Origin of the sequence: Streptomyces sp. NBC_00448 (assembly GCF_036014115.1) — a bacterium.
GTDB lineage: Bacteria > Actinomycetota > Actinomycetes > Streptomycetales > Streptomycetaceae > Actinacidiphila.
The window spans coordinates 4,616,196-4,639,912 of record NZ_CP107913.1; the positions used below are offsets into that span (position 1 = coordinate 4,616,196).

At 69.2% G+C, this 23,717-nt stretch carries 20 protein-coding genes and 6 pseudogenes; 14 read left to right on the forward strand and 12 right to left on the reverse strand.

Annotation, left to right across the window (positions count from 1 at the left end):
- The first annotated feature begins 938 nt into the window (after positions 1 to 938).
- On the forward strand, positions 939 to 1,574 hold the full coding sequence (locus tag OG370_RS19475) for a hypothetical protein (RefSeq protein ID WP_328465994.1): 636 nt from the start codon (positions 939 to 941) through the stop codon (positions 1,572 to 1,574).
- Positions 1,571 to 2,851, forward strand: coding sequence for a hypothetical protein (locus tag OG370_RS19480; protein ID WP_328465996.1), 1,281 nt, complete (start codon positions 1,571 to 1,573; stop codon positions 2,849 to 2,851). The genes OG370_RS19475 and OG370_RS19480 overlap by 4 nt, the downstream gene beginning before the upstream one ends.
- A gap of 292 nt (positions 2,852 to 3,143) precedes the next feature.
- Here OG370_RS19480 and OG370_RS19485 read toward each other — a convergent pair whose 3' ends face one another.
- Complete coding sequence (locus OG370_RS19485) at positions 3,144 to 3,398, reverse strand: hypothetical protein (protein ID WP_328465998.1); 255 nt, start codon at positions 3,396 to 3,398, stop codon at positions 3,144 to 3,146.
- 136 nt (positions 3,399 to 3,534) lie between these two features.
- On the opposite strand from OG370_RS19485, the pseudogene OG370_RS19490 reads away from it, so the two are divergent.
- Together OG370_RS19490 and OG370_RS19495 are read left to right on the forward strand one after the other, a co-directional pair.
- Positions 3,535 to 3,759, forward strand: a pseudogene (locus OG370_RS19490) (FtsX-like permease family protein); the annotation flags it as partial.
- Positions 3,760 to 3,926: 167 nt separating this feature from the next.
- Positions 3,927 to 4,415, forward strand: coding sequence for a GNAT family N-acetyltransferase (locus tag OG370_RS19495; RefSeq protein WP_328466000.1), 489 nt, complete (start codon positions 3,927 to 3,929; stop codon positions 4,413 to 4,415).
- A 26-nt stretch (positions 4,416 to 4,441) separates the two neighbouring features.
- Here the strand turns inward: OG370_RS19495 and OG370_RS19500 are convergent, their stop codons facing one another.
- The 3 genes and pseudogenes from OG370_RS19500 to OG370_RS19510 form a co-directional block, all read right to left on the reverse strand.
- A complete protein-coding gene (locus tag OG370_RS19500; RefSeq protein ID WP_328466002.1) occupies positions 4,442 to 4,651 on the reverse strand; it encodes a zinc-binding dehydrogenase in 210 nt (69 codons plus the stop codon).
- Positions 4,575 to 4,913 (reverse strand): zinc-binding dehydrogenase, encoded by a 339-nt coding sequence (locus tag OG370_RS19505; RefSeq protein ID WP_328466004.1) that lies wholly within the window; start codon positions 4,911 to 4,913, stop codon positions 4,575 to 4,577. The genes OG370_RS19500 and OG370_RS19505 overlap by 77 nt, the downstream gene beginning before the upstream one ends.
- Positions 4,914 to 5,100: 187 nt before the next feature.
- Positions 5,101 to 5,373, reverse strand: a pseudogene (locus tag OG370_RS19510) (alcohol dehydrogenase catalytic domain-containing protein); the annotation flags it as partial.
- Between the two features lie 131 nt (positions 5,374 to 5,504).
- Here OG370_RS19510 and OG370_RS19515 point away from each other — a divergent pair.
- Positions 5,505 to 5,836 (forward strand): annotated as a pseudogene (locus tag OG370_RS19515) (helix-turn-helix domain-containing protein).
- A gap of 630 nt (positions 5,837 to 6,466) precedes the next feature.
- Positions 6,467 to 7,814: pseudogene (locus OG370_RS19520) on the forward strand (ISL3 family transposase); the annotation flags it as partial.
- Between the two features lie 116 nt (positions 7,815 to 7,930).
- Here the strand turns inward: OG370_RS19520 and OG370_RS19525 are convergent.
- From OG370_RS19525 to OG370_RS19540, 4 genes are all read right to left on the reverse strand, one after another.
- Positions 7,931 to 8,164, reverse strand: a complete 234-nt coding sequence (locus OG370_RS19525; RefSeq protein WP_328466006.1) for a hypothetical protein — start codon at positions 8,162 to 8,164, stop codon at positions 7,931 to 7,933.
- Positions 8,161 to 9,396, reverse strand: a complete 1,236-nt coding sequence (locus OG370_RS19530) for a PP2C family protein-serine/threonine phosphatase (protein WP_328474246.1) — start codon at positions 9,394 to 9,396, stop codon at positions 8,161 to 8,163. Before OG370_RS19530 ends, OG370_RS19525 begins: the two co-directional genes overlap by 4 nt.
- Positions 9,397 to 9,650: 254 nt before the next feature.
- Positions 9,651 to 10,454 (reverse strand): PAQR family membrane homeostasis protein TrhA, encoded by an 804-nt coding sequence (gene trhA / locus OG370_RS19535; protein ID WP_443060707.1) that lies wholly within the window; start codon positions 10,452 to 10,454, stop codon positions 9,651 to 9,653.
- Between the two features lie 61 nt (positions 10,455 to 10,515).
- Positions 10,516 to 10,848 carry a helix-turn-helix domain-containing protein gene (locus tag OG370_RS19540; RefSeq protein ID WP_328466009.1) on the reverse strand — a complete coding sequence of 111 codons (333 nt, stop codon included), beginning with the start codon at positions 10,846 to 10,848 and terminating at the stop codon, positions 10,516 to 10,518.
- An 851-nt stretch (positions 10,849 to 11,699) separates the two neighbouring features.
- On the opposite strand from OG370_RS19540, the pseudogene OG370_RS19545 reads away from it, so the two are divergent.
- From OG370_RS19545 to OG370_RS19555, 3 genes and pseudogenes are all read left to right on the forward strand, one after another.
- Positions 11,700 to 12,038, forward strand: a pseudogene (locus OG370_RS19545) (ATP-binding protein); the annotation flags it as partial.
- Between the two features lie 560 nt (positions 12,039 to 12,598).
- Positions 12,599 to 12,865: a hypothetical protein gene (locus tag OG370_RS19550; RefSeq protein WP_328466011.1), complete on the forward strand. Its 267-nt coding sequence runs from the start codon at positions 12,599 to 12,601 to the stop codon at positions 12,863 to 12,865.
- A gap of 68 nt (positions 12,866 to 12,933) precedes the next feature.
- Positions 12,934 to 13,830: an acyl-ACP desaturase gene (locus OG370_RS19555; protein WP_328466013.1), complete on the forward strand. Its 897-nt coding sequence runs from the start codon at positions 12,934 to 12,936 to the stop codon at positions 13,828 to 13,830.
- 247 nt (positions 13,831 to 14,077) lie between these two features.
- Here the strand turns inward: OG370_RS19555 and OG370_RS19560 are convergent, their stop codons facing one another.
- From OG370_RS19560 to OG370_RS19570, 3 genes are all read right to left on the reverse strand, one after another.
- Positions 14,078 to 14,386, reverse strand: coding sequence for an SCO5918 family protein (locus tag OG370_RS19560; RefSeq protein ID WP_328466015.1), 309 nt, complete (start codon positions 14,384 to 14,386; stop codon positions 14,078 to 14,080).
- Positions 14,387 to 14,458: 72 nt separating this feature from the next.
- On the reverse strand, positions 14,459 to 16,018 hold the full coding sequence (locus tag OG370_RS19565; RefSeq protein ID WP_328466017.1) for a DEAD/DEAH box helicase: 1,560 nt from the start codon (positions 16,016 to 16,018) through the stop codon (positions 14,459 to 14,461).
- A 346-nt stretch (positions 16,019 to 16,364) separates the two neighbouring features.
- Positions 16,365 to 16,568, reverse strand: a complete 204-nt coding sequence (locus OG370_RS19570; RefSeq protein WP_319684733.1) for a cold-shock protein — start codon at positions 16,566 to 16,568, stop codon at positions 16,365 to 16,367.
- 405 nt (positions 16,569 to 16,973) lie between these two features.
- Between OG370_RS19570 and OG370_RS19575 the strand changes: the two are divergent.
- From OG370_RS19575 to OG370_RS19595, 5 genes and pseudogenes are all read left to right on the forward strand, one after another.
- Positions 16,974 to 17,366 (forward strand): annotated as a pseudogene (locus OG370_RS19575) (transposase family protein); the annotation flags it as partial.
- A 667-nt stretch (positions 17,367 to 18,033) separates the two neighbouring features.
- The gene (locus OG370_RS19580) at positions 18,034 to 18,420 is read left to right on the forward strand and encodes a nuclear transport factor 2 family protein (protein ID WP_328474250.1); all 387 of its coding nucleotides are present in this window, start codon (positions 18,034 to 18,036) and stop codon (positions 18,418 to 18,420) included.
- A gap of 690 nt (positions 18,421 to 19,110) precedes the next feature.
- Positions 19,111 to 20,559: a sensor histidine kinase gene (locus tag OG370_RS19585; RefSeq protein WP_328466023.1), complete on the forward strand. Its 1,449-nt coding sequence runs from the start codon at positions 19,111 to 19,113 to the stop codon at positions 20,557 to 20,559.
- A complete protein-coding gene (locus OG370_RS19590; protein WP_328466025.1) occupies positions 20,550 to 21,236 on the forward strand; it encodes a response regulator transcription factor in 687 nt (228 codons plus the stop codon). Before OG370_RS19585 ends, OG370_RS19590 begins: the two co-directional genes overlap by 10 nt.
- Positions 21,237 to 21,325: 89 nt before the next feature.
- On the forward strand, positions 21,326 to 22,525 hold the full coding sequence (locus tag OG370_RS19595; RefSeq protein WP_328466027.1) for an alpha/beta hydrolase family protein: 1,200 nt from the start codon (positions 21,326 to 21,328) through the stop codon (positions 22,523 to 22,525).
- A 90-nt stretch (positions 22,526 to 22,615) separates the two neighbouring features.
- On the opposite strand, the gene OG370_RS19600 is transcribed toward OG370_RS19595, so the two are convergent.
- On the reverse strand, positions 22,616 to 23,323 hold the full coding sequence (locus tag OG370_RS19600) for a restriction endonuclease (RefSeq protein ID WP_443060708.1): 708 nt from the start codon (positions 23,321 to 23,323) through the stop codon (positions 22,616 to 22,618).
- Between the last annotated feature and the right edge of the window lie 394 nt (positions 23,324 to 23,717).

Sequence of the window (23,717 nt, forward strand, 5' to 3'; positions counted from 1 at the left end):
CAGGCACCGCAAGGCCCAGGCACCGGGGCCGAACAGGCGCTGACTCTCAGGAGCGCCCCGGCCGATCCGCTCCCGCCAGAGCCCGCCGCCGGGGCGCTCCACCGCCCGGTCTCGTAGGGAGCGCATCGAGGGCGTCACCTTTGCTGACCCTATCCTCGACTGGGACCGTGACCAGCGTGTCCATTTGACGCCTGGACGATAAGCGCGCGCTCGGATCCTGACGCGGCCGGTGGCCACCGAATCCCACTCTGATCAGGCAGGACGCGCGGTTAGGCAGTTGCAGTTCCAGTTGCATTCACCCGCGTTCAGCACAGTCCGGCCGTCACCTCTCGCGCCTCTCCACTGCAGGTCAGGACGCTGACGGACCTGTCTGAACGCCCGGACGAAGAGTTGGAAAGCGTGTTGGGGGCAACCCCTCACGAGTTCGAATCTCGTATCCTCCGCCAGTGCCTCACCGGGCACGACGTCGAAGGGCCCCACCGTTCGCGGTGGGGCCCTTCGACGTCGAGGGTTGCAGTTTGGGTTGCAGTTGCCGTGACCAGACGGCGGGAGGCTCCTGGTCCGGGCGGGTCCAGAGCAGTCCGCCTACCTTGACGCCCGCGTCCTCGGATTCGGCTCCGTCCGAGCACAGCTTCCCCTACACCTATCCGCCGCATCATCGCCGTGAGATGAGCCCTGAACTGGCCACGGGAGTGGCCGAGTCGCGTTCTATCTGTGCGCCTGCCTTCCTGCTCCCATAGCAAGGGGACGCCATCAAGGCGAGGGGGACAGGCATGGGCACTTCCACACGCTGGGCGGGTCCGGGTGGCCGGTCAGGCACAGCCGCCGAATGGAGCCGCGTAAGCCGTCGTCTGTCGAGATGGAACGCCGATGGTCCGCAGGCAGAGCTACTTCTCGACAAGATCCTCGATGACCATCTGGACGTACTGCACCAGACCATGCGCGAGAACCAGTCGGCCTTCGGCCTCGTGGACGCCGCGACCGCGGCCGGCTACCGCCTCGCCGACGTGATGGCCGTGCTGACCCAGGAGGGCCCCGGCAACTTGAACGACCCGGGCGAATTCCTGGCCCGTTTCACCAACGAAGTGGGCGGAGACGGCGGCACAGTCACCGACGCGGCGATACGACGGGCCGCGGCGGACACTGCCGAGCGGTTCCTCAAGCACCAGAGCGCAGCAACGGGTGCAGCGGAGGTCGCGGGCGCCGGTCTCACCGGGGACCTGCTGTGCCTGCTCTACCAGTGGTTCTTCGCGGACATCGTGAGCGAGTTCCTTCGGTCGGTCATCGCCGAGAAGATCAAGCTCGTGGTCCCGGTCCTGCCCGTTCTCGATCCTGGCGATCGCATCGCCGACTGGGCTGCCGACAAGGTCCTCTCGCTGGTGCCGAGCCCTTGTGAGGAGGCGGCCGAACTGGTGGAGAAGGCCAAGTCCGGGGAGTCGGTAGTAGAGGAACCGGTCGGCTCTCTGCCCGACATAGCCCGGAGTCTGGTCCCCGGCGCGGTGGGCAAGGTGCTGGGCCTGGTCATCGAGGACCTCGTGGAGCACCAGGAGAGCACCGAGGAGGAACCCGAATGACGGCCACCCATCGCCCCTTCTTCTGGCTCGAGCCCACCGGGGCGAAACCGCCCGCCGGATGGCAGCCATTGAGCGACCGTAACTACTGGGAGACCGAGCACCGGGCCCCACAGTGGCAGCCCCTCCTGGCTCCATCCCCCGCCTGGGCAGACGACCTGCAGCGCGTCGGCCGCGCGGTCTTCGCCGCGGACAAGCACGCCCGCCGTGACGCCACCTTCGACCGCTGGACCCGCCACATGCGGCTCTCCATACCGGTCACCGCATACGACCGCTGGCACTCCGCCGGCCCACTCCTCACATCCTTACTGCGAACCCTGACCGGCGACCACTGGGAGGTGGAGTTCCGTGCCCCCGGCCTTGCCACCAACGTGCCCTTCACCTTCGATCCGAACTCCCGCGCCACAGAGGTCGCCCTGTTCTCCGGGGGCCTTGACTCACTGAGTTGGGCGGCTCAGCGCGCCACCTTCCCTACGTCCGATGAACTGCTGCTCATCACCTTCGGTGAACAGAACTTCGGGCACCTTCAGGACTCCGCGTACCGCAGCGTGTACAGGCGCCGGTCCCGTCCAGTCCGTCAAATCACCCTGAGTCAGAACGTACGCATCCAGGACAAGCAGCTGGGTGACCCCGAGCGCACCACCCGCTCCCGTGGCTTCCTCTACGCGACCACCGCCGTCCGGGCCGCAGCCGCCGAGGGCGTGCCCGTCGCGCACATCCCCGAGAACGGCCAACTCGCCATCAATCCGCCGCTTACCGCCGGTCGCGCCGCCGCGTGCTCCACGCGCTCCGTCCATCCCTGGACGCTCCATCTGCTGAACCAGCTGATCGCCGCAGTGGCCGATGGCCCGGTCGTACACGTCCACAACCCGCTCGCCCACCTCACAAAGCGCCAGGTCTGCTGCTCCGCCCTCACCGCCGGCCTCACCCGAGCCGACCTCGCCACCACCCTGAGCTGCGGCATCCCTCCGCAGCAACGCCCGCATGGCTCGAACCTCGCCAACTGCGGCCTGTGCTACCCCTGCCTGGTGCGTCGCTCTGGTTTGCTCGGCAGGGACGACACCCCCTACGACTCCGACCCCTGGGATCCACGTCTCAGTGGGGATCAAGCGGAACACTGGCATGCCCTGCTGGGCTGGCTCGACGCCCCCTATACGCTCCGCGACTTGATCGCCGACACCCCGCTCCCTCCCGAGACGGATCCGCAGCACACGCTGACCGTCATCACGAAGGGGCGCGAGGAGCTTTCTGAATTGCGGGAGGTCGGGGCTAGAACTTGAGGCCGACGGGGCCCCACGAAAGACGCGGTCCTCCAATGCTCTGTGGCGTGCGCGGCTCCATGGCAGTCGTGTCCCTTGACGCCACCGACGGGAGCCGCACCCGCCGGAAAGGGGCGCTGAAAGGCCCTCCGCGATGTCGCGCGACGAACTGGGGGAAGACGATTGTTGGGGTCGGTCCGCAGGGCCGGAGACGGGCAGGGACCAGGTGCCATTGAGGACCGAGTCGGTCGGCTGGTAGAGGCGCAGGATCAGGTAGAAGGGTTCCGCGGGCGCGGGGAGCCAGTCGTCGTCGTCAGACAGCCTGTCGTGCTGAACTGTGGTACTGGCTCTGCGCGAGGACCATCCGGCAGAACGCGAGCGTGCGGGCGTATTGGGGCGCGGTCTTCGCGACTGCGAGTTGCGCGAACCGGACGGAATCGGTGGGGCGTTCGAGGTCGCGGAAGCAGTGCGAGAACTCGCCGATCAGCTCGGCCTCGTCGAAGTAGGCGAGCCAGTCCGGGTCGGTGGCGGATTCCGCCTGTTCGAAGTGGCGCTCCGCCTCATTCATGTCCCGCGAAGCCCCGACGAAGTCACGCGAGTTGGCCAGGGCACGCGCCTCATGGGCGGCGAACATGGTGCGGGCACGGGGAGTTGTTCTGTGGCGGCCTCCTTCGACAGCCGCACGCGCGAGCCGGGCGGGCGGCATGGGCGGCGCGATGGGCGGCACCTCGCTGCTGGTGGCGGTGCTCGTGGTCGTCGGTACGTTCGTGCTGTTCGTCCAGCAGCGCCACCGCGAACTCGCCCTGCTGCGCGCGATCGCCGCCACCTCGGGGCAGGTCCGCAGGCTACTGGGGCGCGAGGCGCTGATCGTCGGAGCCGCCGCGGGGCCGGCCGGCTGCGTACCGAGGGGGCAGCCGTCACCGAGGTGGTCGGATTCTCATGCGCCACCACAGCTGTCCCGTTGTGTCATTCGACGAGAACAGGGGCGGATCAAGGCTGCGACATCGTCTTGCTCGGCCCGTGAGACGCGGACGTCTCGCGGGCCGTCGGGAAAAGGGGTTGATGCATCATGCATCCACACGCCATCCTGTTCCCCATGTTGATCAAGGAAGCCACCACAGAGGACTGGGCCGCGATCTGGCCGTTCCTGCACCGGATCTGTGCCGAGGGTGAGACGTTCAGCTACCCGACCGATATCACCCCCGAGCAGGGCCGCGCCTTCTGGATGCTCTCCGCGCCCGGCCGCACGATCGTGGCGGTGGACGAGTCCGGGACCGTCCTCGGCACCGCGAAGATGAACCCCAACCAGATGGGGAACGCCGCGCATGTCTCCAGCGCCAGCTTCATGGTCGACCCCGAGCATTCCGGGCGCGGCGTGGGACGGGCGCTGTGCGAGGAGGCGCTGCGCTGGGCTGCGGCGGAGGGCTACCGCGCGATGCAGTTCAACGCGGTCGTGGAGTCCAACACGCCTGCGGTGAAGCTCTACGAGTCGCTGGGCTTCGAGGTGATAGGAACGGTCCCCGAGGGCTTCCGGCATCCGCGCCTGGGCTACGTGGGGCTGCACATCATGCACCGCCCGCTCTGATCGGATCCGCCCAGACCGGCGCTGCTTCAGGGCACGAGTACGATCTTCCCCCGCACGCGTCCGCTCTCGCTCAGTTCGTGCGCCTTGGCGGCTTCGGCCAAGGGCAGCGTCTCCTGGACGGCAACGGACAGGGCGCGCCGGTCCGCCAGGTCTGCCAGCTCAACGAGGTCCGCCCGAGAGGGTTCGAGGGAGAACTCGACGAAGCGCGGCCCGGCCGCCGCCGCCTGCTCCCGCACCGCCGTGCGGTCGACGCCGACGCCTACGACGTCGACGACGTATGCCGCCGGGCTTCAGCGTGGCGAGCGACCTCGGTCCGTAGTCGTTGCTGATGGTGTCCAGTACGACGTCCACGTCCCGCAGGCCGGCGAAGTCGGACCGCGTGTAGTCGACGAGCTCGTCCGCGCCCAACTCCCGCAGGAACGGGTGTTTCACGGCCCGTGCCGTGGCCAGCACATGAGCGCCGTGTTCCTTGGCGATCTGCACCGCCAACTGGCCCACACCGCCGGCCGCTCCGTGGATGCGGACCCGCTGCCCGGCACGGACTTGCGCGATCTTCGCCAGGGCGTGCAGTGCGGTCAGCCCCCGCGATGGGCAGCGCCGCGGCCTGCACGTGGTCGACGGCGGCCGGCTTGGCGGCGACGGAGGTCCCGGGAACGGCCACGTATTCGGCGTGACTGCCGTGCGGCGGCGTCGCCCACCCGAACACCTCGTCGCCGACGACGAATTGGCTCACGTCGTCCCCGCACTCGGCCACGACGCCGCTGAACTCGTGTCCCAGGGTAAAGGGCGTGTCGCCGAACCACCGCACGTGGTCGGCGCGGACCTTCCAGTCCGCCGGACAGAAGCCGGTGGCTTTCACCTGTATCAGGATCTCGCCCGACGCGGGACACGGCCTGGCGGTCTCGGCGACTTCCAACACGTCGGGACCGCCGAGGGAGCGCTGAATGACTGCTCGCATGGATCGTTCTTCGACCGGATGCGGGAGGATACGGAAGTGGATCGGGCCAAACAGGCCAGGAAGACGTGCGAAGCCGAGCGGCACAGCGCGCACGACGAGTTCACTCGCGATGTCACGAAGGGAGCGGACCTGTGAACCACGCTCAATGGAAACTCGCCCGCGAGCGGAAGACCGCGGAAGGCCATACCGAGCCTCCCGAGGTGGCAGCGATGCGCACCGAGATTCGGATGGCCTTCGACCTCGGACAAGCGGTGCACGACCGCCGGACCGAACTGGGATCTCCCAGACCGAACTCGCCAAGCGAGCCCGCATGACACAGCCCCAGGTGTCGAAACTCGAACTCGGCGGCACCGTCCCCACCCTTCCGCTCCTCGCCCGGCTCGCCGAAGCCCTCGACGCCTCACTCAACATCGCTCTCGACGGCGATACCTCCACCGCCGCCTTCATCGCGCACGCCGCCTGAGGGTCGCTGGTCTCAGTTCTGGTCTCATTCGCCAGCGTCCAGCGGCGTCCGGCCACCCGTCCGCCGACCAGTCCATCACAGGTCAGTACGCACCCGTCCATCGGCGATCAACAACGTGACCCGTTGGAAAGCGTGTTGGGGGCAACCCCTCACGAGTTCGAATCTCGTATCCTCCGCCAGTGCCTCACCGGGCACGACGTCGAAGGGCCCCACCGTTCGCAGTGGGGCCCTACGCCGTCGAGGGTTGCAGTTTGGGTTGCAGTCCTTGAGATCGGCGGCTGGAGGCGAACCCGCCGGAGATCGGTCGACCCCCGAGGACGCTGCTGCCAGCGAAGCGCCCTGCCGAGACCTGAAGCGCTCGAACCCGCAGCCCCACGAGACCCACGCTTGTCGGATGCTCCTTTGTCCACCTTCGAGGGGCTCCTTCACCGTCCGCCAGGCTGCGCTTCTCTACCTTGGAGCTCATCGGCGAGCCCAGAAGGCAAGTAGCATTGTCTGCTTGAAGGAGCAGGTCCTCGTTCGACCCGCGGCGAGAAGGTAGAGGAACGTGGCAGCTGAGCCGATGCCCACGAAGCCGATCAGTCCGGCCGCGTATGGTGCGCTCGCAACCGCCCTCAAACACATCTTCTGGTGCCGCTCGACGGCCGGCGGGTGGTGGTCCGTGTGCGGGTGCGGCGTCTGCTGTGTCCTACGTCCGGCTGCCGCTACACCTTCCGCGAGCAGGTGCCCGGCGTCCTGGAGCGATACCAACGGCGCACGGCCCGTCTGACCAGGCAGGTCAAGGCCGTGGTCAAGGAGTTAGCGGGCCGGGCGGGATCACGTTTGCTGGCGGTGCTCGCGGTGGGCGTCTCGCGTCATACGGCCCTGCGCGCCCTGTTGAACATCCCCTTGCCCACCGGGCGGACGCCCCGTGTGATCGGCGTCGACGACTTCGCCCTGCGCCGGCGGCACCGCTACGCCACTGTGGTGATCGACGCCGAGACCCATGAGCGGATCGAGGTGCTGCCCGACCGCACCGCCGACACCCTCGAAGCGTGGCTGCGCGGGCATCCGAACGTCGAGGTCGTCTGCCGTGACGGCCCGGCCACCTATGCGCAGGCGATCCGCCGGGCTCTGCCCTACGCGGTGCAGGTCGCTGACCGCCGGCATCTGTGGCACAACCTGTGCGAAGCAGCCCTGAGCGAGATGAAGGCACACAGCACGTGCTGGGCCACCGTCCTGGACGCACCGATCTACGACGGGCCCCGCGCACAGACCACCCTGGAACGCCGGCACCAGGTCCACGGTCTCCTCGACCAGGGCGTGGGCCTGCTCGAATGTGCCCGTCGCCTCCAACTGGCCCTGAACACCATTCAAGCGCTACGCCCGAGCCGACCGGCCCGAGCGGATGCTCCGCGTCCCCAAATACCGCGCCGGCCTCATCGCCCCCCACCGCGACCACCTGCGCAAACGCCGGGCCGAGGACCCCGCCGTCCCCGTCAAGCACCTCTTCGACGAGATCAAAGCCCTCGGCTTCACCGGCTGCCTCAACCTCCTGCACAAGTACATCAACCAGGGCCGTGCGGACGCCGAGCGCAGCCACATCTCCCCGCGCCGCCTCGCCCGGATGCTCCTCACCAGGCCGGACAACCTCAAGGCCGAGCAACACGAACTCCTGGCCAAGCCCACCGCGGCCTGCCCCGAGATGACCCAACTGGCAGAGGCGATCGCAGACTTCGCCCCGCTCTTGGCGCCGCATGCCGACCATGCCGACGCGCTCACCTCCTGGATCGCCCAAATCCGAGCGGCCGACCTGCCTCACCTGCACGCCTTCACCCGGGGCCTGGACCGCAACCTCGACGCCGCGATCGCCGGGCTCACGCTCGCGTACAGCAACGGCCCCACCGAGGGCGTCAACACCAAGACCAAACGGATCGCGCGCCAGATGCACGGGCGAGCAGGATTCGCCCTGCTCCGCCACCGCGTCCTCCTCGGATAACAGCACCCTCCGTCACCACCGAAAGTGAGACAGGGCCGAACGATTACAGTCCCCACACAGGCTTCGAGTTCCTGCCCGCATACAGGGGCGGAACGCACGGTCAGGGTTTCCTCCGGTCAGAACGAGATGTCGATGTCGGAGATGGCAACTTCCCGGCTCTGGGCGCGGACACCGTTGCCGTTGAAACAGACCTTCCGCAGTCCTTCGACGACGATTCCACGAAGTGCTTCGCCGTCCCCGTCTTTCTGATGCGCGTCGACGAGTCGGGTCGCCTGCCTGGCGAGATGGTCGGGCGCCGCAGGGGCGAGTTCTGTGGTTTCGACCGCGCCATGCGGGCCCCGAGTCATCACCCGGCAGTGGGCAGTCCCGTCCCTGACGGTCGTGAGGCGTCCGTGAGGTCGGCGCCGGTTCTGGCGTCGCGCTGGGAGTGGCCGGTGCCGTGCCAGTCCAGGCACATGACGGTCGCGTCGTCCTTCAGGTGACCGCTGGCGGCGTCGATGATCGCCCCGATGAGGGTGCGGGCGGCTTCACGGGGATGCAGCGCGCGGGTTCCGGCGATCAGGTCCATCAGGTCAAGACTCGCGACGTTGCGCTCCAGCATGCCGTCCGTCAGCATCACCAGCCGATCCCCCGGCCGCAGGTCCAACGACTGCATCCGGTAGGCATGCGGGGCCTGGAGGCCGAACGGCAGATCGACCTCCGGGGCGATCTCCCGCACCTGCCCGTCCCGCATCCGCAGCGGCCAGGGGTGCCCGGCGTTGATGAACTCCGTCCCGCCGTCGAGCAGGCTGATACGCAGCAGCTGGCCTGTGACGTATCCCTGACCGCCGTGGTCCCGCACCGCTTGGTCGGCCTGGCGGGCCTGTTCGTCGAGGCCGGCGCCCGCCCGCCGGGCCCGGCGAAGAGCACCCAGCACGAGGGTGGCCAGCAGCGCGGCGTCGACGTCGTGACCCATGGCGTCCGTGACGGAGAGCTGCACGCTGTCCCGGTCGATCACGTAGTCGAAGGTGTCGCCCGCGACGAGGTCGGCGGGCTCCAACGCCCCCACAACGGCGAACTGTGCCGCCTCGCACGCCAGCGACGCCGGCAGTAGCCGATGCTGGATCTCCGCGGCCAAGCTCAGCGGGGTGGTACGACGGCCCCACTGGTACACGTCGGTGAAGGACCGGTTCGCGATGACGATGTATGCCAGTGCGTGCGCGGTCTCGCCGATTTCCCGCATCACCTCCGCGTCCGGCGCCGCAGGCAGGAACAGCTCCAGGAGCCCGATGGCGTCCCCCCGGTTGGTCACCGGGGCAACGACCCGCGTATATGTCCCCCGGCCGCTGTCCTCGACAGCCGACTGCTGGGTGCGGATCACGTCGTCGTACAAGGTGCCCCGCAGCAAGATGCGCTGGGCCGGCTCACTGGTCTCGACACTGCCCGCAGCACCCAGTCGTACGACCGAGCCGCCGGTGAAGTCGGTGATCAGGAACGACACCGACGCGGCCCCGAGGCGCTCCTTGAGCATGCGCGCAACCACATCGAGCGATTCCACAGGCGGAGCGGCCTCCGCCGCCTCCAACGCCCCCGCCAGAGCCATCGCCCTGCCCCGGCGGCTCCCGTCCCCGTCCGGCCCCGCTGCGGTCACGGCGACTCCTCACTGCTCGATGGCCGTCAAGACTCCGGCCCCGATGCGCGAAAGTCCGGTGCCAGGCCCGGCACCGGACAGGTCATATTGCACCACGGGGCCCCGGCCTGCACCCCGCAGCCAACCCGGTCCACCAGCCCTCTTGGACTGTGTGGGCCAGTGCCTGCCCGTGTGCGCTGTGCGCTTGAGCAGGCCCCGAACACCAGTCATGTGGCTGCCAGGAGGATGGCGGTGTAGTGCGCGGTGAAGGCGGCGATGGTGAGGGTGTGGAAGACCTCGTGGAAGCCGAACCAGTTCGGCCAGGGGTCGGGGCGTTTGAGTCCGTAGACGAGCGCGCCCGCGGTGTAGAGCAGGCCGCCGACCAGGACGAGGACGACGACCCCGGTGCCGCCGGTGCGCGCGAAGTCGGGAAGGTAGAAGACCGCTGCCCAGCCCAGGGCGATGTAGCACAGGGTGTACAGCCAGCGCGGCGCCCGAATCCACCAGACGCGGAAGGCGATACCCGCCGCGGCCCCTGCCCACACCAGGGACAGCAGGACCACCTGCTGGCGGGCGGGCAGCAGCAGCACCGCCAGGGGCGTGTACGTGCCGGCGATGATCAGGAAGATGTTCGCGTGGTCCAGCCGGCGCAGGACCGCCTCCCCGCGCGGGCCCCAGGTGCCGCGGTGGTACAGCGCGCTGGTGCCGAACAGCAGGCAGGCCGACAGCGCGTACACCGAGCAGGCCGCCACCGCCGCCGCTGAACGCGAAAGGACGATCAGGACGATGCCGCCGGCCAGTGCGAGGGGGAACATCCCGGCATGCAGCCAGCCGCGCATCCGAGGCTTCACCGCGGTCGCCGCCCGCTCCGCTCTGCCTTCCAGGCCGGCGGCTGTCCGCCCGGCCATCAGCCGGCCGGTCGGGCCGGCAGGCGAATCGACCGCCGGTGCGCGGAAGGTGTCGGGTGTGGCAGCGGACAGGTGCCGGGGCTCCCCTCCGCATGCCGGCGACTGGGAATCTTCAGCGATCATGCGCTCATATTACGAAATTGGTGGAAGGGTACGGTATCGGTGCGATGCCGGGGGCACCCGGTCAGCTGTCCACCGTGTGCTGGGATGCGGCGCGGTGGTGTTCGGCGTTGATGCGCTGGGCTTCTTCGAGCTGGTCTTCCAGGATCACGATGCGGCAGGCGGCCTCGATCGGGGTGCCCTGGTCGACGAGTTCCCGGGCGCGGGCGGCGATGCGCAGTTGGTAGCGGGAGTAGCGGCGGTGTCCGCCGGCGGAGCGCAGCGGGGTGATCAGGCGGGCTTCGCCGATGGCGCGCAGGAAGCCCTGGGTGGTGCCGAGTATCTCGGCGGCCCGGCCCATGGTGTAGGCGGGGTAGTCGTCGTCGTCGAGCCGGCCGTTCGTGGTGTCTGCCGTCATCTTGCCTCTCTGTGGAACGCGCTGGAGGGGCCCTGGTGCCGTACTGGCACCAGGGCCCCGAAGGAAACTGCAACACCATCTGCCGGCCCTAGTACTGCGCCGGCCTACTGTGTCCGCACCGCCGCAGGGGGGGTGGCGGCGTGTGCGGGGATCGCGGTTGCTCGACCGGAGACCACCTCACTATCGATGTCCTGCGGTACCCGGGCTCAACACTCCGCCCGGGCGATCCTGATGGCGCGTCGGCTCCTCCGTTCTTCCCTCTGGATGAACTACCTACCAATCGGGCACTGCACACTGCGGGTACTTCCGGTGATGCGAACTGCTCGTGGCCTTGAACAAGCGCCACCCTTCGGCAGCCAGCCCCGTCGCCTGTCTTGCGTCTGCTCTGGCTTGGAACCCCACTGCCGAACTTCCCGGTACGCGCGCCCGCAGCCGACGCCTTTACCGAGGTGCTGCTCACTGAACTTCACTGCTGGGTACTGCGAACTGCACTCACTGAACTGCGACTGCGTTACCGCTGGCGGCCCCTGATTACTGCGGGCCACCCGGTCCGGTCGTCAGTTCCGTCGCCGTCAGGCAACCGCTCTGGCTTCGGAACTCCACCACCGCACCGTCCTGCACTTGCGGGTACTGCTGCCCGGCAGTTCGTCTCTGCCGGGCCCTGCTGATCTCGGCTACAAGAGAAACCATAACCACACCACCGCCCAATGTCTACTCCAGCCGTCACAGATTTTCGCGTGCCCGGTGGCGAGGTAATCGGGCCTCCCTGCCGGGTTAGGAGGCGCAGGGTGGGGCAGACGGGTCGGGTTGGCAGGATCGGGCGTTGACAAGCAAGACCAGGGGGGAACCTGATGGACACGATGCGCGTCGACGCCGCGACCAGCCCCCCGGCGACCGCTGTCGCCCACGCGCGCGAGACCACCCGGGCCTTCCTCGAAGCCCTCCGCCAGACCGCCGTCGACCCGGAAACGGCCGACAGTGTCGTCCTGGTCGTCTCCGAACTCGTCACCAACGCCCTACGCCACGGCGGCGGCACCTACACCCTCCGCCTGACCGCCGACCCCGACCTCATCGAGGTGGCCGTCGACGACCCCAGCCCGCAGGCCCCGCGCCTGCGCACCCCCGACCTGAACGGCGGCACCGGAGGCTTCGGCTGGCCCATGGTCAACCGCCTCGCCCGCGCCACCGCACCCCGCGCAGCCACCCACCACCACGCAGACCCCCGCCCGGCCCCAACACCCCCCGCCGCCAGGGAAGATTTCGCCCTAGCCAGCCTCATCCTCTTCGCGGCATCCGCCGCCGTCGGCGCACTCCTGGCCTCACACCGCAGCGGCCACCCCTCCAAGCCCCACCCACGCCGCCTTTACCACACCCGCATCACCAGCGCCCCCGGAGTCCCCGTACGCCAGAACGGGCCCTTTGCCGCGGCCGACACGGTCGCGGGGGCTGTGGTGAACCCATCGCCGGACCAGGCCGGCAACAACGACAACGGACAGCCAAGGACCGCGCCCGGAACTGACAAGAACGCCCTGCCCGCATGTGCCCCGCGGCAACTGCCGCGCTGTGCACGACGCCTGCCGCCCCGCCACCACAAAAGAGGCCGCACTCTACCGGCACGCCCGCAGGCCGTCCCCGCGCCGTCTACTGGCCACACCGACCGCCGCCGCGTAGCGAACAGCGGCGGCGAGCGGTTCGTCCGGCGCCGCTACCGAGCCGTGATCATCGGGTAGGCGACGCGCACGACTTGGTGATGATCGCGAACGAGGTGGTCACCATCGGGACCGCCATGGCCAGAGGCATCGTCGTGTGCCCGGTGCGGCCGTGGGCCATGCCGTTGCGGATCTTCCGGCCGTCATCGACGGTATACGGGCTGCCGGGCCGTCAAGGTCCCGTCGTCGGCGCCCTGCTTGATGAGGCGGCGCTGGCCCGGCAGACCGGGAGATCACCATGTAGGTTACGGTCCGCCGCAACCTACGTTCCCGTAGATCCCTACGATCCGTGGCAGGAGCCTCCGTGACCACTGCCCTCTCCCGCCCCCACAGCTCGCAGGCTCAGGCTTGGAGCAACATCCAGCTGCTCTGAGCGTTGGAGGAGGTGGTGGAGGCGGAGCTCAACCGGCACTTGAGAGCGGTGAAGGAATGGATGCCGCACGAGTACGTGCCGTGGAGCGACGGCCGTAACTTCGACGGCGTGATGGGCGGCGATGCCTGGGAGCCGGGGCAGTCCAAGGTCTCGGGCATCGGCCGGACGGCGCTGGTGGTGAACCTGCCGACCGAGGACAACCTCCCCGGTTACCACCACGAGATCGCGACGGTCTTCGGCCGGGACGGCGCCTGGGGCACCTGGGTGCACCGGTGGACCGCCGAGGAAGACCCGCACGCCATCGCCATGCGCGACTACCTGCTGACCTCGCGGGCGGTGGACCCCGTCGAGCTGGAGCGGTTCCGGATGCAGCACATGTCGGAGGGGTTCGAGGCGGACAACAGCCACAGCGCGCTGCACTCGATCGCCTATGTGGCCTTCCAGGAGCCGGCCACGAGGATCTCACACCGCAACACCGGCCACCACTCGCGCGACCCGGTGTGCGACCGCATGCTCGCCCGGATCGCCACCGATGAGAACCTGCACATGGTCTTCTACCGCAACCTGCTGGCCGCCGCGCTGCAGATCGCGCCCGCCCAGACGATGCGGGCCGTCGCCGACGTCGTGACCGGCTTCCGGATGCCCGGCCACGGCATCCCGGGCTTCGAGCGGGCAGCAACCATGATGGCGATCGGCGGCATCTACAACCTCCGCATCCATCACGACGACGTACTGCAACCCGTGTTGGGCCACCTCAAGGTGCTCGAGGCCCCCGGGCTGACCGGAGAGGGGCTGCGGGCGCAGGAGGAACTCGGGGTCTTCATGAACGCACTCGCCGACCAGGCGACGAAGTTCGAAGAGCGCCGCGAGGCTCTACTGGCCCGCCGCCGAAAGGACTGACCACCGCGCCCTCGGAACAGTCCGGAGTAGTCTTCGGGACAGGGTCATCCGCTCTCACGCGCGGCGGCCCGAAAGGGACGGTCCCGGTGCTATGTACCGGGACCGCTTTCGTGCCAGATCGGCCTGCCCGTGGACGTAGCCGAGGCGGCGCCCGCCAGCAGCGCCCGCGCCGGTTTCTTCGCAGGTGGAGTACTCGGGTTCCCCGAGGCCGGAGGGGCTGCCCAGGTGCACATGTCGCGCGAGCCGGTCAGGCGGGTGACGGCGCTCCCAGCAGGGCTGCCGCCGTCTGGAGCCCGGTGAGGAGCGGGGCAGGGCTGAGCCCGGGAACGGGGCGGCATGTGAAGCCGAGACGGCTCATCGCCCGCGTGACTTCGCCGGCGGAGAAGTCACGGCGATCCTGCCTGGTGAGAACCTCGCCGACCTGCTTGACGGGGTAGGTACGGCGGCCGATGATCACGGACTCGCCGGTCACGGCTTCGGGCTTGACGCCTCTCATCGCTTCCAGTACTTCGCTCTTGACGAGGTTGAAGGCGAAACGGGCAATGACACAGCGCATGATGCCTCACAGGTTGACGTGGAGCCTTGACCGCATAGCGACCAGGTCGGACTTTGTCGGTGAGCCTGCTTCTCAGGCGGCGGTGCCGGCAAAGGACTTCCGTCCGGAGGCTCCGGGCACCGTGCGGGGCGAGGCGGCGGCACGTCGGGCATGAGCGGTGCCACTGCGCTGGCCGCGCGACGGGCCTGCCTTGCGCCGGCCGCGCGAGGGGCCTGCCTTGCGCCGGGCGCGTTCGACGACCGGTGCGGTGATGGTGACGGGAACGCCCGACGGCGCCTTGGCGCCGGTGATGCGGCTCAGTTCGGCCTCACCGGAGCGCACCTGTGTGGTCTGCGGGCTGATGCCGGCGTCGGCCATCAGCCGGGACATGTCGCGGCGCTGGTTGGGCATGACCAGGGTGACGACGCTGCCGGACTCGCCGGCCCGGGCGGTACGGCCGCCGCGGTGCAGGTAGTCCTTGTGGTCGGTCGGCGGGTCGACGTTGACCACCAGGTCGAGGTTGTCGACGTGGATGCCGCGGGCTGCGACATTGGTGGCCACCAGCACGGTGACGTGCCCGGTCTTGAACTGCTCCAGGGTGCGGGTGCGCTGCGGCTGCGACTTGCCGCCGTGCAGCGCCGCAGCACGCACCCCGCTGTGCAGCAGGTCCCTGGTCAGGCGGTCAACGGCGTGCTTGGTGTCCAGGAACATGATCACGCTGCCGTCGCGTGCGCCGATCTCGATGGTGGTCGTGTGCTTGTCGGCGGCGTGGATGTGCAGCACGTGGTGTTCCATCGTGGTGACCGCCCCGGCCGAGGGGTCGACGGAGTGGACGACCGGGTCGTTCAGGTAGCGGCGCACCAGCAGATCGACGTTACGGTCCAAGGTGGCGGAGAACAGCATGCGCTGGCCACCGGGGCGTACCTGGTCGAGGAGTTCGGTGACCTGGGGCATGAAGCCCATGTCGGCCATCTGGTCAGCCTCGTCAAGCACGGTGATCTCGACCTGGTCCAGGCGGCAGTCTCCGCGTTCGATGAGGTCCTTGAGCCGCCCGGGGGTGGCGACGACGACCTCCGCCCCGCTGCGCAGGGCTCCGGCCTGCCGGCCGATCGACATCCCGCCGACCACGGTGGCCATCCGCAGCCTCAGTGGCCGAGCGTAGGGGGTGAGCGCGTCGGTGACCTGCTGGGCCAACTCCCGCGTGGGGACGAGGACCAGGGCCAGTGGCTGCCGGGACTCGGCACGCCGGCCGGCCGTGCGCGCCAGCAGCGCCAGGCCGAAGGCGAGGGTCTTGCCCGAGCCGGTACGGCCCCGGCCGAGCACATCGCGTCCGGCCAGCGTGTTGGGGAGCGTCGCCGCCTGGATCGGGAACGGGACGGCCATGCCCTCGGCGCCGAGCGCTGCCAGCAGCGGAGCGGGCATGTCCAGATCGGCGAACGCCGCGACCGCGGGAAGCGCCGGCGTGGTGGTCACCGGCAGCGCGAACTCCCCTTGCGGCGCGGGGCGACGCCCATAGCCACCACGGCCGGCGTTACCGGAACGGCCCACGCCCGAGGGGCGCGAGGACCGCGAGCGAAAGCCGCCGCCCCCTGAGGAGCCGGCAGAGCCGCTGGCGCGTGAGTAACGGTCGTTCGTGCGAGTAGTGCGGTTCATGCAGAACCTTCCTCGATGCGGCGCGTATCGAGGAATTCCCGGCGGAGGTGAACCGCGTGAAGAATCGCAAATACGAGCCGAAGAAAAGAACAACGAAAAAGGGAAGAAGGCGTCTTCCCGTCGCGTCGGCGGACTCCGGGAATCCGTCGAAAGTAATCAGAATTGTGAGATCGAAAACCAGGAAGGATCTTTGTCCTGCCGCCGCCCGCTGCGGGGTTCCCCACCGAAGTGGGCGTCTTCCGCTGCCTGTGGAGCCGCGCCGTCACGCGGAGAGTTCGATAAAACAAGCGAGCTGGGGCCCACACCCCTTCAGGTGCGGGCCCCAGCTCGAGGTGCCGCGTCAGCGTCAGGCGGGAACGATGTTCTCCGCCTGCGGGCCCTTCTGGCCCTGGGTGACGTCGAAGTTCACTTTCTGGCCTTCCTGCAGCTCGCGGAAGCCGGAGGCAGCGATGTTCGAGTAGTGGGCGAACACGTCAGCGCCACCACCATCCTGCTCGATAAAGCCGAAACCCTTTTCCGCGTTGAACCACTTCACGGTGCCAGTAGCCATGTCATATCTCCTTCGGGGCGGTGCCCTGGGCCCGCACTGTGCAAACCCAGCGTCGCCGTGATGATTACCCCATCCGGAAAGAACCGGAACATAAAAGTACATTCGCCGGTCAGCGAAAGAACTAGAAACTATTGGGAACCACAACTGCAACCGACGCTTACGGTAGCACAGGGTGGGCGACCATGCATAAAGTCCGCTTCGAGTTCCTCAGCGCCCTGCGAATAAATCAACCAAGGAAGCTGCTATTTCTCCTGTCGCGGTACCAGATATGCGCATCGGCACAAGTGAAGTACTGCGCGTTTTCAGTGTGGCCACCGATGGGGTGACGGCGGTGAGGACGCAACGCACGAGGCCCCCGAGCCGTTGAGGGACGTGTTCGAAGTCTCAACTCATCAGCGGAGGTGTCGGCGCCACGGCGTGAACGTGCAGGTCGCGACCGATCCGATCGGGCAGGTGCTGTGGATCTCGCCGGCCTTGCCGGGCCGGTGCCACGACCTGACCGCGGCCCGCGCTCACCGGATCATCCGGATTTGCGAACGCCAGGTTGTTCCCGTCCTGGCCGACCGCGCCTACCAGGGCGCCGACCCCTGGGTCCCCACTGGTCGCAGACGGCCGCCTGGCGGGCAGTTGTCCCCAACACGGAAGACCGTCAACCGGGCTCTGGCCGCGTCCCGGGCACCCGTCGAACGAGGCATGGCGCTGCTGAAATCCTGGCGGGTCTTCCGCAGATCCCGGATCAGCCCGAACCGCATGACCGTCATCGCCAAGGCCGTCCTCACCCTGGACGGGCAGCGCTGAGAACGCTCAGTGACGGAAGAGTTTCTCACGGTGTTGATACCGGCGCCTACGAGCGAGCTCGCAGTGGGGAGTCCCGGCTGTTCGCCGTATGGCCGGGCTCCTGGCGAAGTGACCTGTTCGTGATCGACGACCTCGACGCATTCGCCAAGCAGATGTGTGCCCAACGAGGAGGGGACATCGCCACGGGTGGCGGGTGGGGCGGAAGTATCCGATCAGGCACCTACATGCGTGCGCGTCGCAAGAGCTTGGAACAACTGACGGGCCTCGACGAGGGTCGCAGTTTGGGTTGCGTTCGGCCCCGTTCGCGGGAGTCCAAGCGCTTCCGCAACAGTCGCCGTTCCACAGGTCAGGACGCTGACGGACTCCGTCGGACAGCCGCACGAACAGTTGGAAAGCGTGCCCAGGGCAACCCCTCACGAGTTCGAATCCCGTATTCTCCGCGGGGCCGACCAGTCAGGACGCGAGTCCGACCGAGATCAGGTCGGGGCAGGTCTTGTGCTGTGGTGATGGTTCGGGGTGCGGTTGGTTGGTCAGCGGTGTGACGATGGCCGTTTCAGCGGTCTCCGTCACCCCCGTCGGTGCGGTGCCCGTTGGACCCGCGCCGCGTGTGCCGTCGCGATCGGCTGAAGATTCGCAGGCCGGCAAGGCAAGGAGGATCGGGATGGGGATGGACCAGGTGGCTCTTGAAGCCGCTCTCCACGATGCCGAGCAGAGGCTGCAGGCCGCTGTTCGATCAGGTGATGCGCAGGCATTGGACCTGCTCCTGGACGACCGTGTCATCTACACGGGACCTGACGGCAGCACCATGACGAAGGAGGAGGACCTGGGAGCGCACAGGTCCCGGACCCTGGCCGTCGAGGTCTTCGACCAGCAGGACCTGCACGTGACCGTGGTGGACTCCACCGGGATCACCCACGTACTGGCCGGGCTTGAGGGCACCGCTGGAGGACATCCGTTCAAGGCGCGCCTTCGCTACACCCGCACCTGGATTCACGCTGACGGCACCTGGCGCGTCCTTGCCGCCCACGCCAGCGCCGTCCCAGATCTCGGGTAAAGACTTACGGATCAGCCAGGCACGCCGGCGAGGCGCCCCTGGCGAGTCCGGCGCGGCCGGCCGGAGCCAGTGCTTCCTCGGTGTTGCCCGGGAGGGTGGCCTGGTCGGCCGGAACGTGGGTGCCGAAGGCAAGATTGCAGGACTCGTCGGACCCGCGCAGAGGGTGTGTCAGGTAGCGCCGGCGATACCGCGTTCGCCGTTGTCGCGGGCCATCCACCCAGAAGGTACGTCCGCTCGGCCGCCGCCTCGCCCAACACCCGCCGCACCTCTCGGTATAGGTACGCCGGAGCAGCGGGAAGACGGGTAGGTCCCGGTCTCGGTTCTGGTCTCATTCAGTGGCGTCCGGGACCGTATACGTCGAAGACGGGGGAGAGGTAGGTGTTTGCCCACCTCAGAAGTAGGTTCCGGTCCATGGCGCCTGCCATTCCCTTCCCAGCAGCATGGTCACGAGGCCACGGCGCGTGACCTGGACAACGGGACGAGGGGGTGGACGGGGTGGACATGTGGCCGTTTCCGGTGGGCGGGACGCCCTGGCCGCAAAGCGTGATCGTGGCGTTGACCGCGGTCTGTGCTGTGCTGGCATTCAGGGCGGAGCAGGCGCGGGGCCGAACGACGGTTGGCGCGCGACCGGTTGGGAGGATCGGCTGGCCGGTCGTCGCAGGGCTGGTGGGTGCGGCAGCGTACGGCGGCGTGCCGGTTCTGCTGCTCGCCCTGCACAATCCCGGCCGCGGAGGGACCGGCTACATGATCACCGTGCCGGATCTGGAACCCGTCGGGCTGCTCCCGGCGGCGCTGCTGATGGCCGGTCTGCTGACCACCGTGCTGCTCCCGTCGGCGCGCGCGCCCAGGCGGTGGGTACTGCCCGTGGTCGCCGTGGGGACGGGCGAACTGCTGGTGGGGACGTACTGGCTGACGCATTCCGCCTCCTCGGGCCGGACAGCGCTGAACATCCTGGCGAGCAGCGTGAGCATCCTGGTGCTCGCCGCCTTCGCCGGGGCGGGTCTGGTCCGGCCGGCGAACGGCGGGCCTGCGCGGCTGGCCGGAGCCGACGCGGAGAGGTCCGCGCGCTGGGCGCTGCTCCTGCCCGCCGTCGTGGTGATGGCCGGTGACCTTCTCGGCCTCGATCTGTGGCAGGGCGCGCCGCCGGGAACCGGGATCGGGCCTGCGGCGACGGGTTATGTGGTGGGGCCGGCACTGCTGGTGGCCGTCGTGCTGGGGCTGGTGCGGTGGCCGCGGGCGGCGGCGGATCTGGCCGCCCTGGGCCTGGTGGGGATCGGGGCGTACGACGTCGCCCAGGGCGGGTTCGGGCCGTCCTCGGTGGTGGTGGAGAAGTTCGGCTCCCCGAGCGGGCCGACGCCGCCCCTCCCCCTGGAGATGGCTCACCACGCGTCGGTCCTCGGCGGGATCCAGGGGGCCGTGCTGCTGGCCCTCGGGCTCTGGCTGCTGCCGCTGACCGTGTTGCCGGACTCCCTGCGGCTGCTCGGGCGGGGTCCCGATCCGGCGCTGACCCGGCGGGTGCGGGAGCTGGCCGAGACGCGGGCCGAGGCGGTCAGCTCCGCGGCCGCCGAGTTGCGCAGGATCGAGCGTGACCTGCACGACGGCGCGCAGGGGCGGCTGGTCGCCATCGGGATGAACCTCAGGGTCGCCGAGGAGATGATCCTCAGCAGTCCGCACGAGGCCACCGCGCTGGTCGTGGAGGCTCGCGTCGCCTCCGCGGCGGCGCTGGAGGAACTACGCAGCCTGGTCAGGGGGATGTACCCGCCGATGCTGGCCGACCGTGGCCTGGCGGAGGCCGTCCGGGCGCTGGCGCTGGAGCTGCCGCTGCCCTGTGGGACCGAGATCGATGTACCCGAACGGCTCGACGCACCGCTGGAGTCGGCCTGCTACTTCGCCATCGCCGAGGTGGTGACCAACGCCGTCCGGCACGCCTCGGCGCGTGCCGTGCAGATCCGGCTGGCCCGCACGCACGGGCTGCTGCGCATCGAGGTGGTCGACGACGGGGTCGGCGGAGCCGATCCCACCCGGGGCAGCGGACTGGCCGGGGTGGAGCGACGGCTGGCCGCGTTCGACGGCATCCTGGCGGTCAGCAGCCCGTCCGGCGGACCGACGATCGTGGTCATGGAGGTGCCGTGCGCGTAGTCGTCGCGGAGGACCTCTTCCTCCTCCGGGAGGGGCTGGTCAGGCTGCTCAAAGCGCGCGGGTTCGAGATCGCGGCGGCCACCGACAGCGCGCCGGGCCTGCTCGACGCGCTGCTGGAGCACCGGCCCGACCTCGCGATCGTTGACATCAGGCTTCCGCCCACCCACACCGACGACGGGCTGCGTGCGGCGTTGTCCGCCCGCGAGCAGATCCCAGGGCTGCCGATCCTGCTGCTCTCGCAGTACGTCGAGCAGATCTATGCCCAGGAGCTGGTCGCCGACCAGGCCGGAGGGGTCGGCTACCTGCTCAAGGACCGGGTGTTCAGCGACGACCAGTTTGTCGACGCGATCCGCACGGTCGCCGCGGGCGGCACCGTCATGGACCCCCAGGTGGTCGTCAAGCTGCTCGGCCGCCGTGGCCGCGGCGAACGCGAACCCCTCTCCACGCTCTCGGAGCGGGAACGCCAAGTGCTCGAGCTGATGGCCGAGGGGCGCTCCAACAGCGCCATCGCGAACCGGCTGTTCATCAGCGAGAAGGCCGTGTCCAAACACAGCACCAGCATCTTCACCAAGCTGGAGCTCGTCCCCTCCGACGACGACAACCGCCGGGTGCTGGCCGTTCTCGCCTACCTCATGTCCGCCCCGCACCAGGGCCGCCGCACCCCGCCGAGCCGCTGAGCCGGTCAGAAACAGGAATCCGCCGGGCCGACAGGCGACCTCGAACGCGGGGCGTGGCCCGGTGCCGCCCAGAAAACCCGGGAGGGTCCGTGACGAACACGCCGATCACCAGCCAGAACCACCTGACGCGCCGCCGCCTGGTCGGTGCCGCTCTGGCAGCCGGGGTCGCCCTGCCGATCGGCGCCGCACGCCAGGCGTCGGCCGCTCCGGTCACCGAGAACCCGGTGCGGCTCACCCTGCCCGCACCCACCGGACCGTACCCGGTGGGCACCGTACAACTGCATCTCGTCGACCCCTCGCGTCCTGACCCCGTGGCGGGCCCCGGGCGCCACCGCGAGTTGATGGCCAGCGTCTGGTACCCGGCCAGGAACGCCAGGCGGTATCCCCTGGCCCCTTATGCGTCCCCTGCCGTGACACGGGCGCTCCTCGCGAACGCGGGCTTCCCGGCCGACGTCGCGATGGCTCCGCTCACAGCCGGCCACGGGGGCGCCCCCGTGCTGCGGCCGGACGGACGGCTGCCGGTCGTCGTGTTCTCGCACGGCGCGCACGATCACCGTGCGGACACCACCAACGTGGTTCAGGAACTGGCCAGCCACGGCTACGCGGTGGTCACGGTGGACCACACGTACGACGCGTTCAGCGAGTTCCCCGACGGCCGGCTCACCGTTCCGCTCGACACCCCGGGTCTGGGAGCACCCGACTTCGCAACGGACATCGTGTTCGTGCTCGACTGCGTCGAGAACCTGACCGCCGGGCGCAATCCCGACGCCGGGCAGCGGCCGCTGCCGGCCGGCCTGCTCGGTGCCCTCGACCCGTATCGCATCGGCATGTTCGGCTGGTCGAAGGGCGCGACGGCGACCACCCTCGTGATGAGCCAGGACCAGCGCGTCCGGGCCGGGCTCAGCTTCGACGGACCGATGCAACCGACGGTCACCACCGACCTGGACCGGCCGTTCATGCTGATGACCGCCGAGTTCACCCGAGCCACGCAGCCGAGCGTCGCCGAACTGTGGTCGCATCTGCGGGGATGGCGGCTCAACGTCCAAGCGGAGGGCGCGATCCACTCGTCCTACTGCGACGTCCAAGTCCTGGTCCCGCAACTCGCACAAGCCGTCGGGATGAGTGATGCGGATCTCCAGGGCTGGATCGGCACCCTCGCCCCGGCCCGGGCCGTGCGCATCCAGCAGGCGTACCCCCTCGCGTTCTTCGACCAGCACCTGCGGCATCGCAGGCAGCGCCTGCTCGACGGCCCGAGCCCGGCCTTCCCGGAGGTGAGGTTCCTCCCCTGAGGCGACGGACCGAGGCGCTCACCTCCCGTGCCGCGACGGACCCGCCCCGACCGGCCTGCGCGTTCTCCGCTTCCTCGTGGCGGCAACCCGTCAGGCGCCGTACGTGTCCTTCCACCGTCTGCGGTGGGCTCGGTCGCCCTGACCGGTGCCGTTGAGGGCGAGGAGGGCCGGGAGCGGGGTGCCGGTGTTCCATTGGCCCAGCAGGTCACGGTGGACGGCCAGAATCCGGTGCCGGACGGCGAGAGCAAGCGCCGCCTTGCCGAAAGGACACGTGGCCACGAACACCGCGACATCCGCCTGGTGGTGCAGCCATGCCGTGCCGACGAACTTCTGCATGTCACCGCTGGGCACGTACCGATGCGGGGCGTAGTGCTTGCACTGCACGACCAGCCGCCGTCCGTCAGGGAGCGTCCCCGTCACATCCGCACCCAGGTCGCCGGACTTACCGGTGACCACCACGTCCGTGCAGCCGTCGCGCCGGCACAGCTCCGCCACGTACCGCTCGAAGTCCCGCCAGTGCATGGCGTCCACCTCGGCCAGCGAACGGTGCCTCACCCGTATCGCGTCCTGTTCCCGCCACCGGCGATCCCCGCCACGCAGCAGACGGTCCGTCCGCCACAGCCACCACAGCACCCCTCCGACGACGCCGAACCCCGCGACCCCTGCCACGTAAGGCCACGCGTCCGCCCAGGAGTTCGCCACCAGGAGCACCAGCACGGCGCACCCCGCCAGGACCGTGTTCCGCAGGAACTCGTACCTCCGCCGCGCGGCCGAACGGCGCTTGCGCTTCCTCGCCACGCATCCCCCATCCCCTGTCACCCTGTCACCCTGTCACCCCGCGACCGACGTGAGTGTGACCGGTGCAGGCCCGTCAAGGAAGGGCGCCTGCTGGCCAACGCCTCACCGTGCCTCCGAGCGCAGTCAGTAGGTCAGTTGAAGCGGGAGTACGGACGCGGCGCTGAAGGTGCCGGCCGATCATGCGCTGGTCCGGCCGGACGACGGCGGGACGCTGCGCATGGTTTCGCCGCTGGGGCGGGTGTGCGAGGCGCCGTTGGGGCTGGACCCGCCGCTGGAGGCGTTGCCGGCGGGGGTGGACTCCGAGGAACTGCGGGGCCCGCCGAGGCACTTGACCAGGAGCGCACCGTCGGAATTGCGGGTTCGCGGCGTTTGCACCGATGAGCAAGTGCGCCGG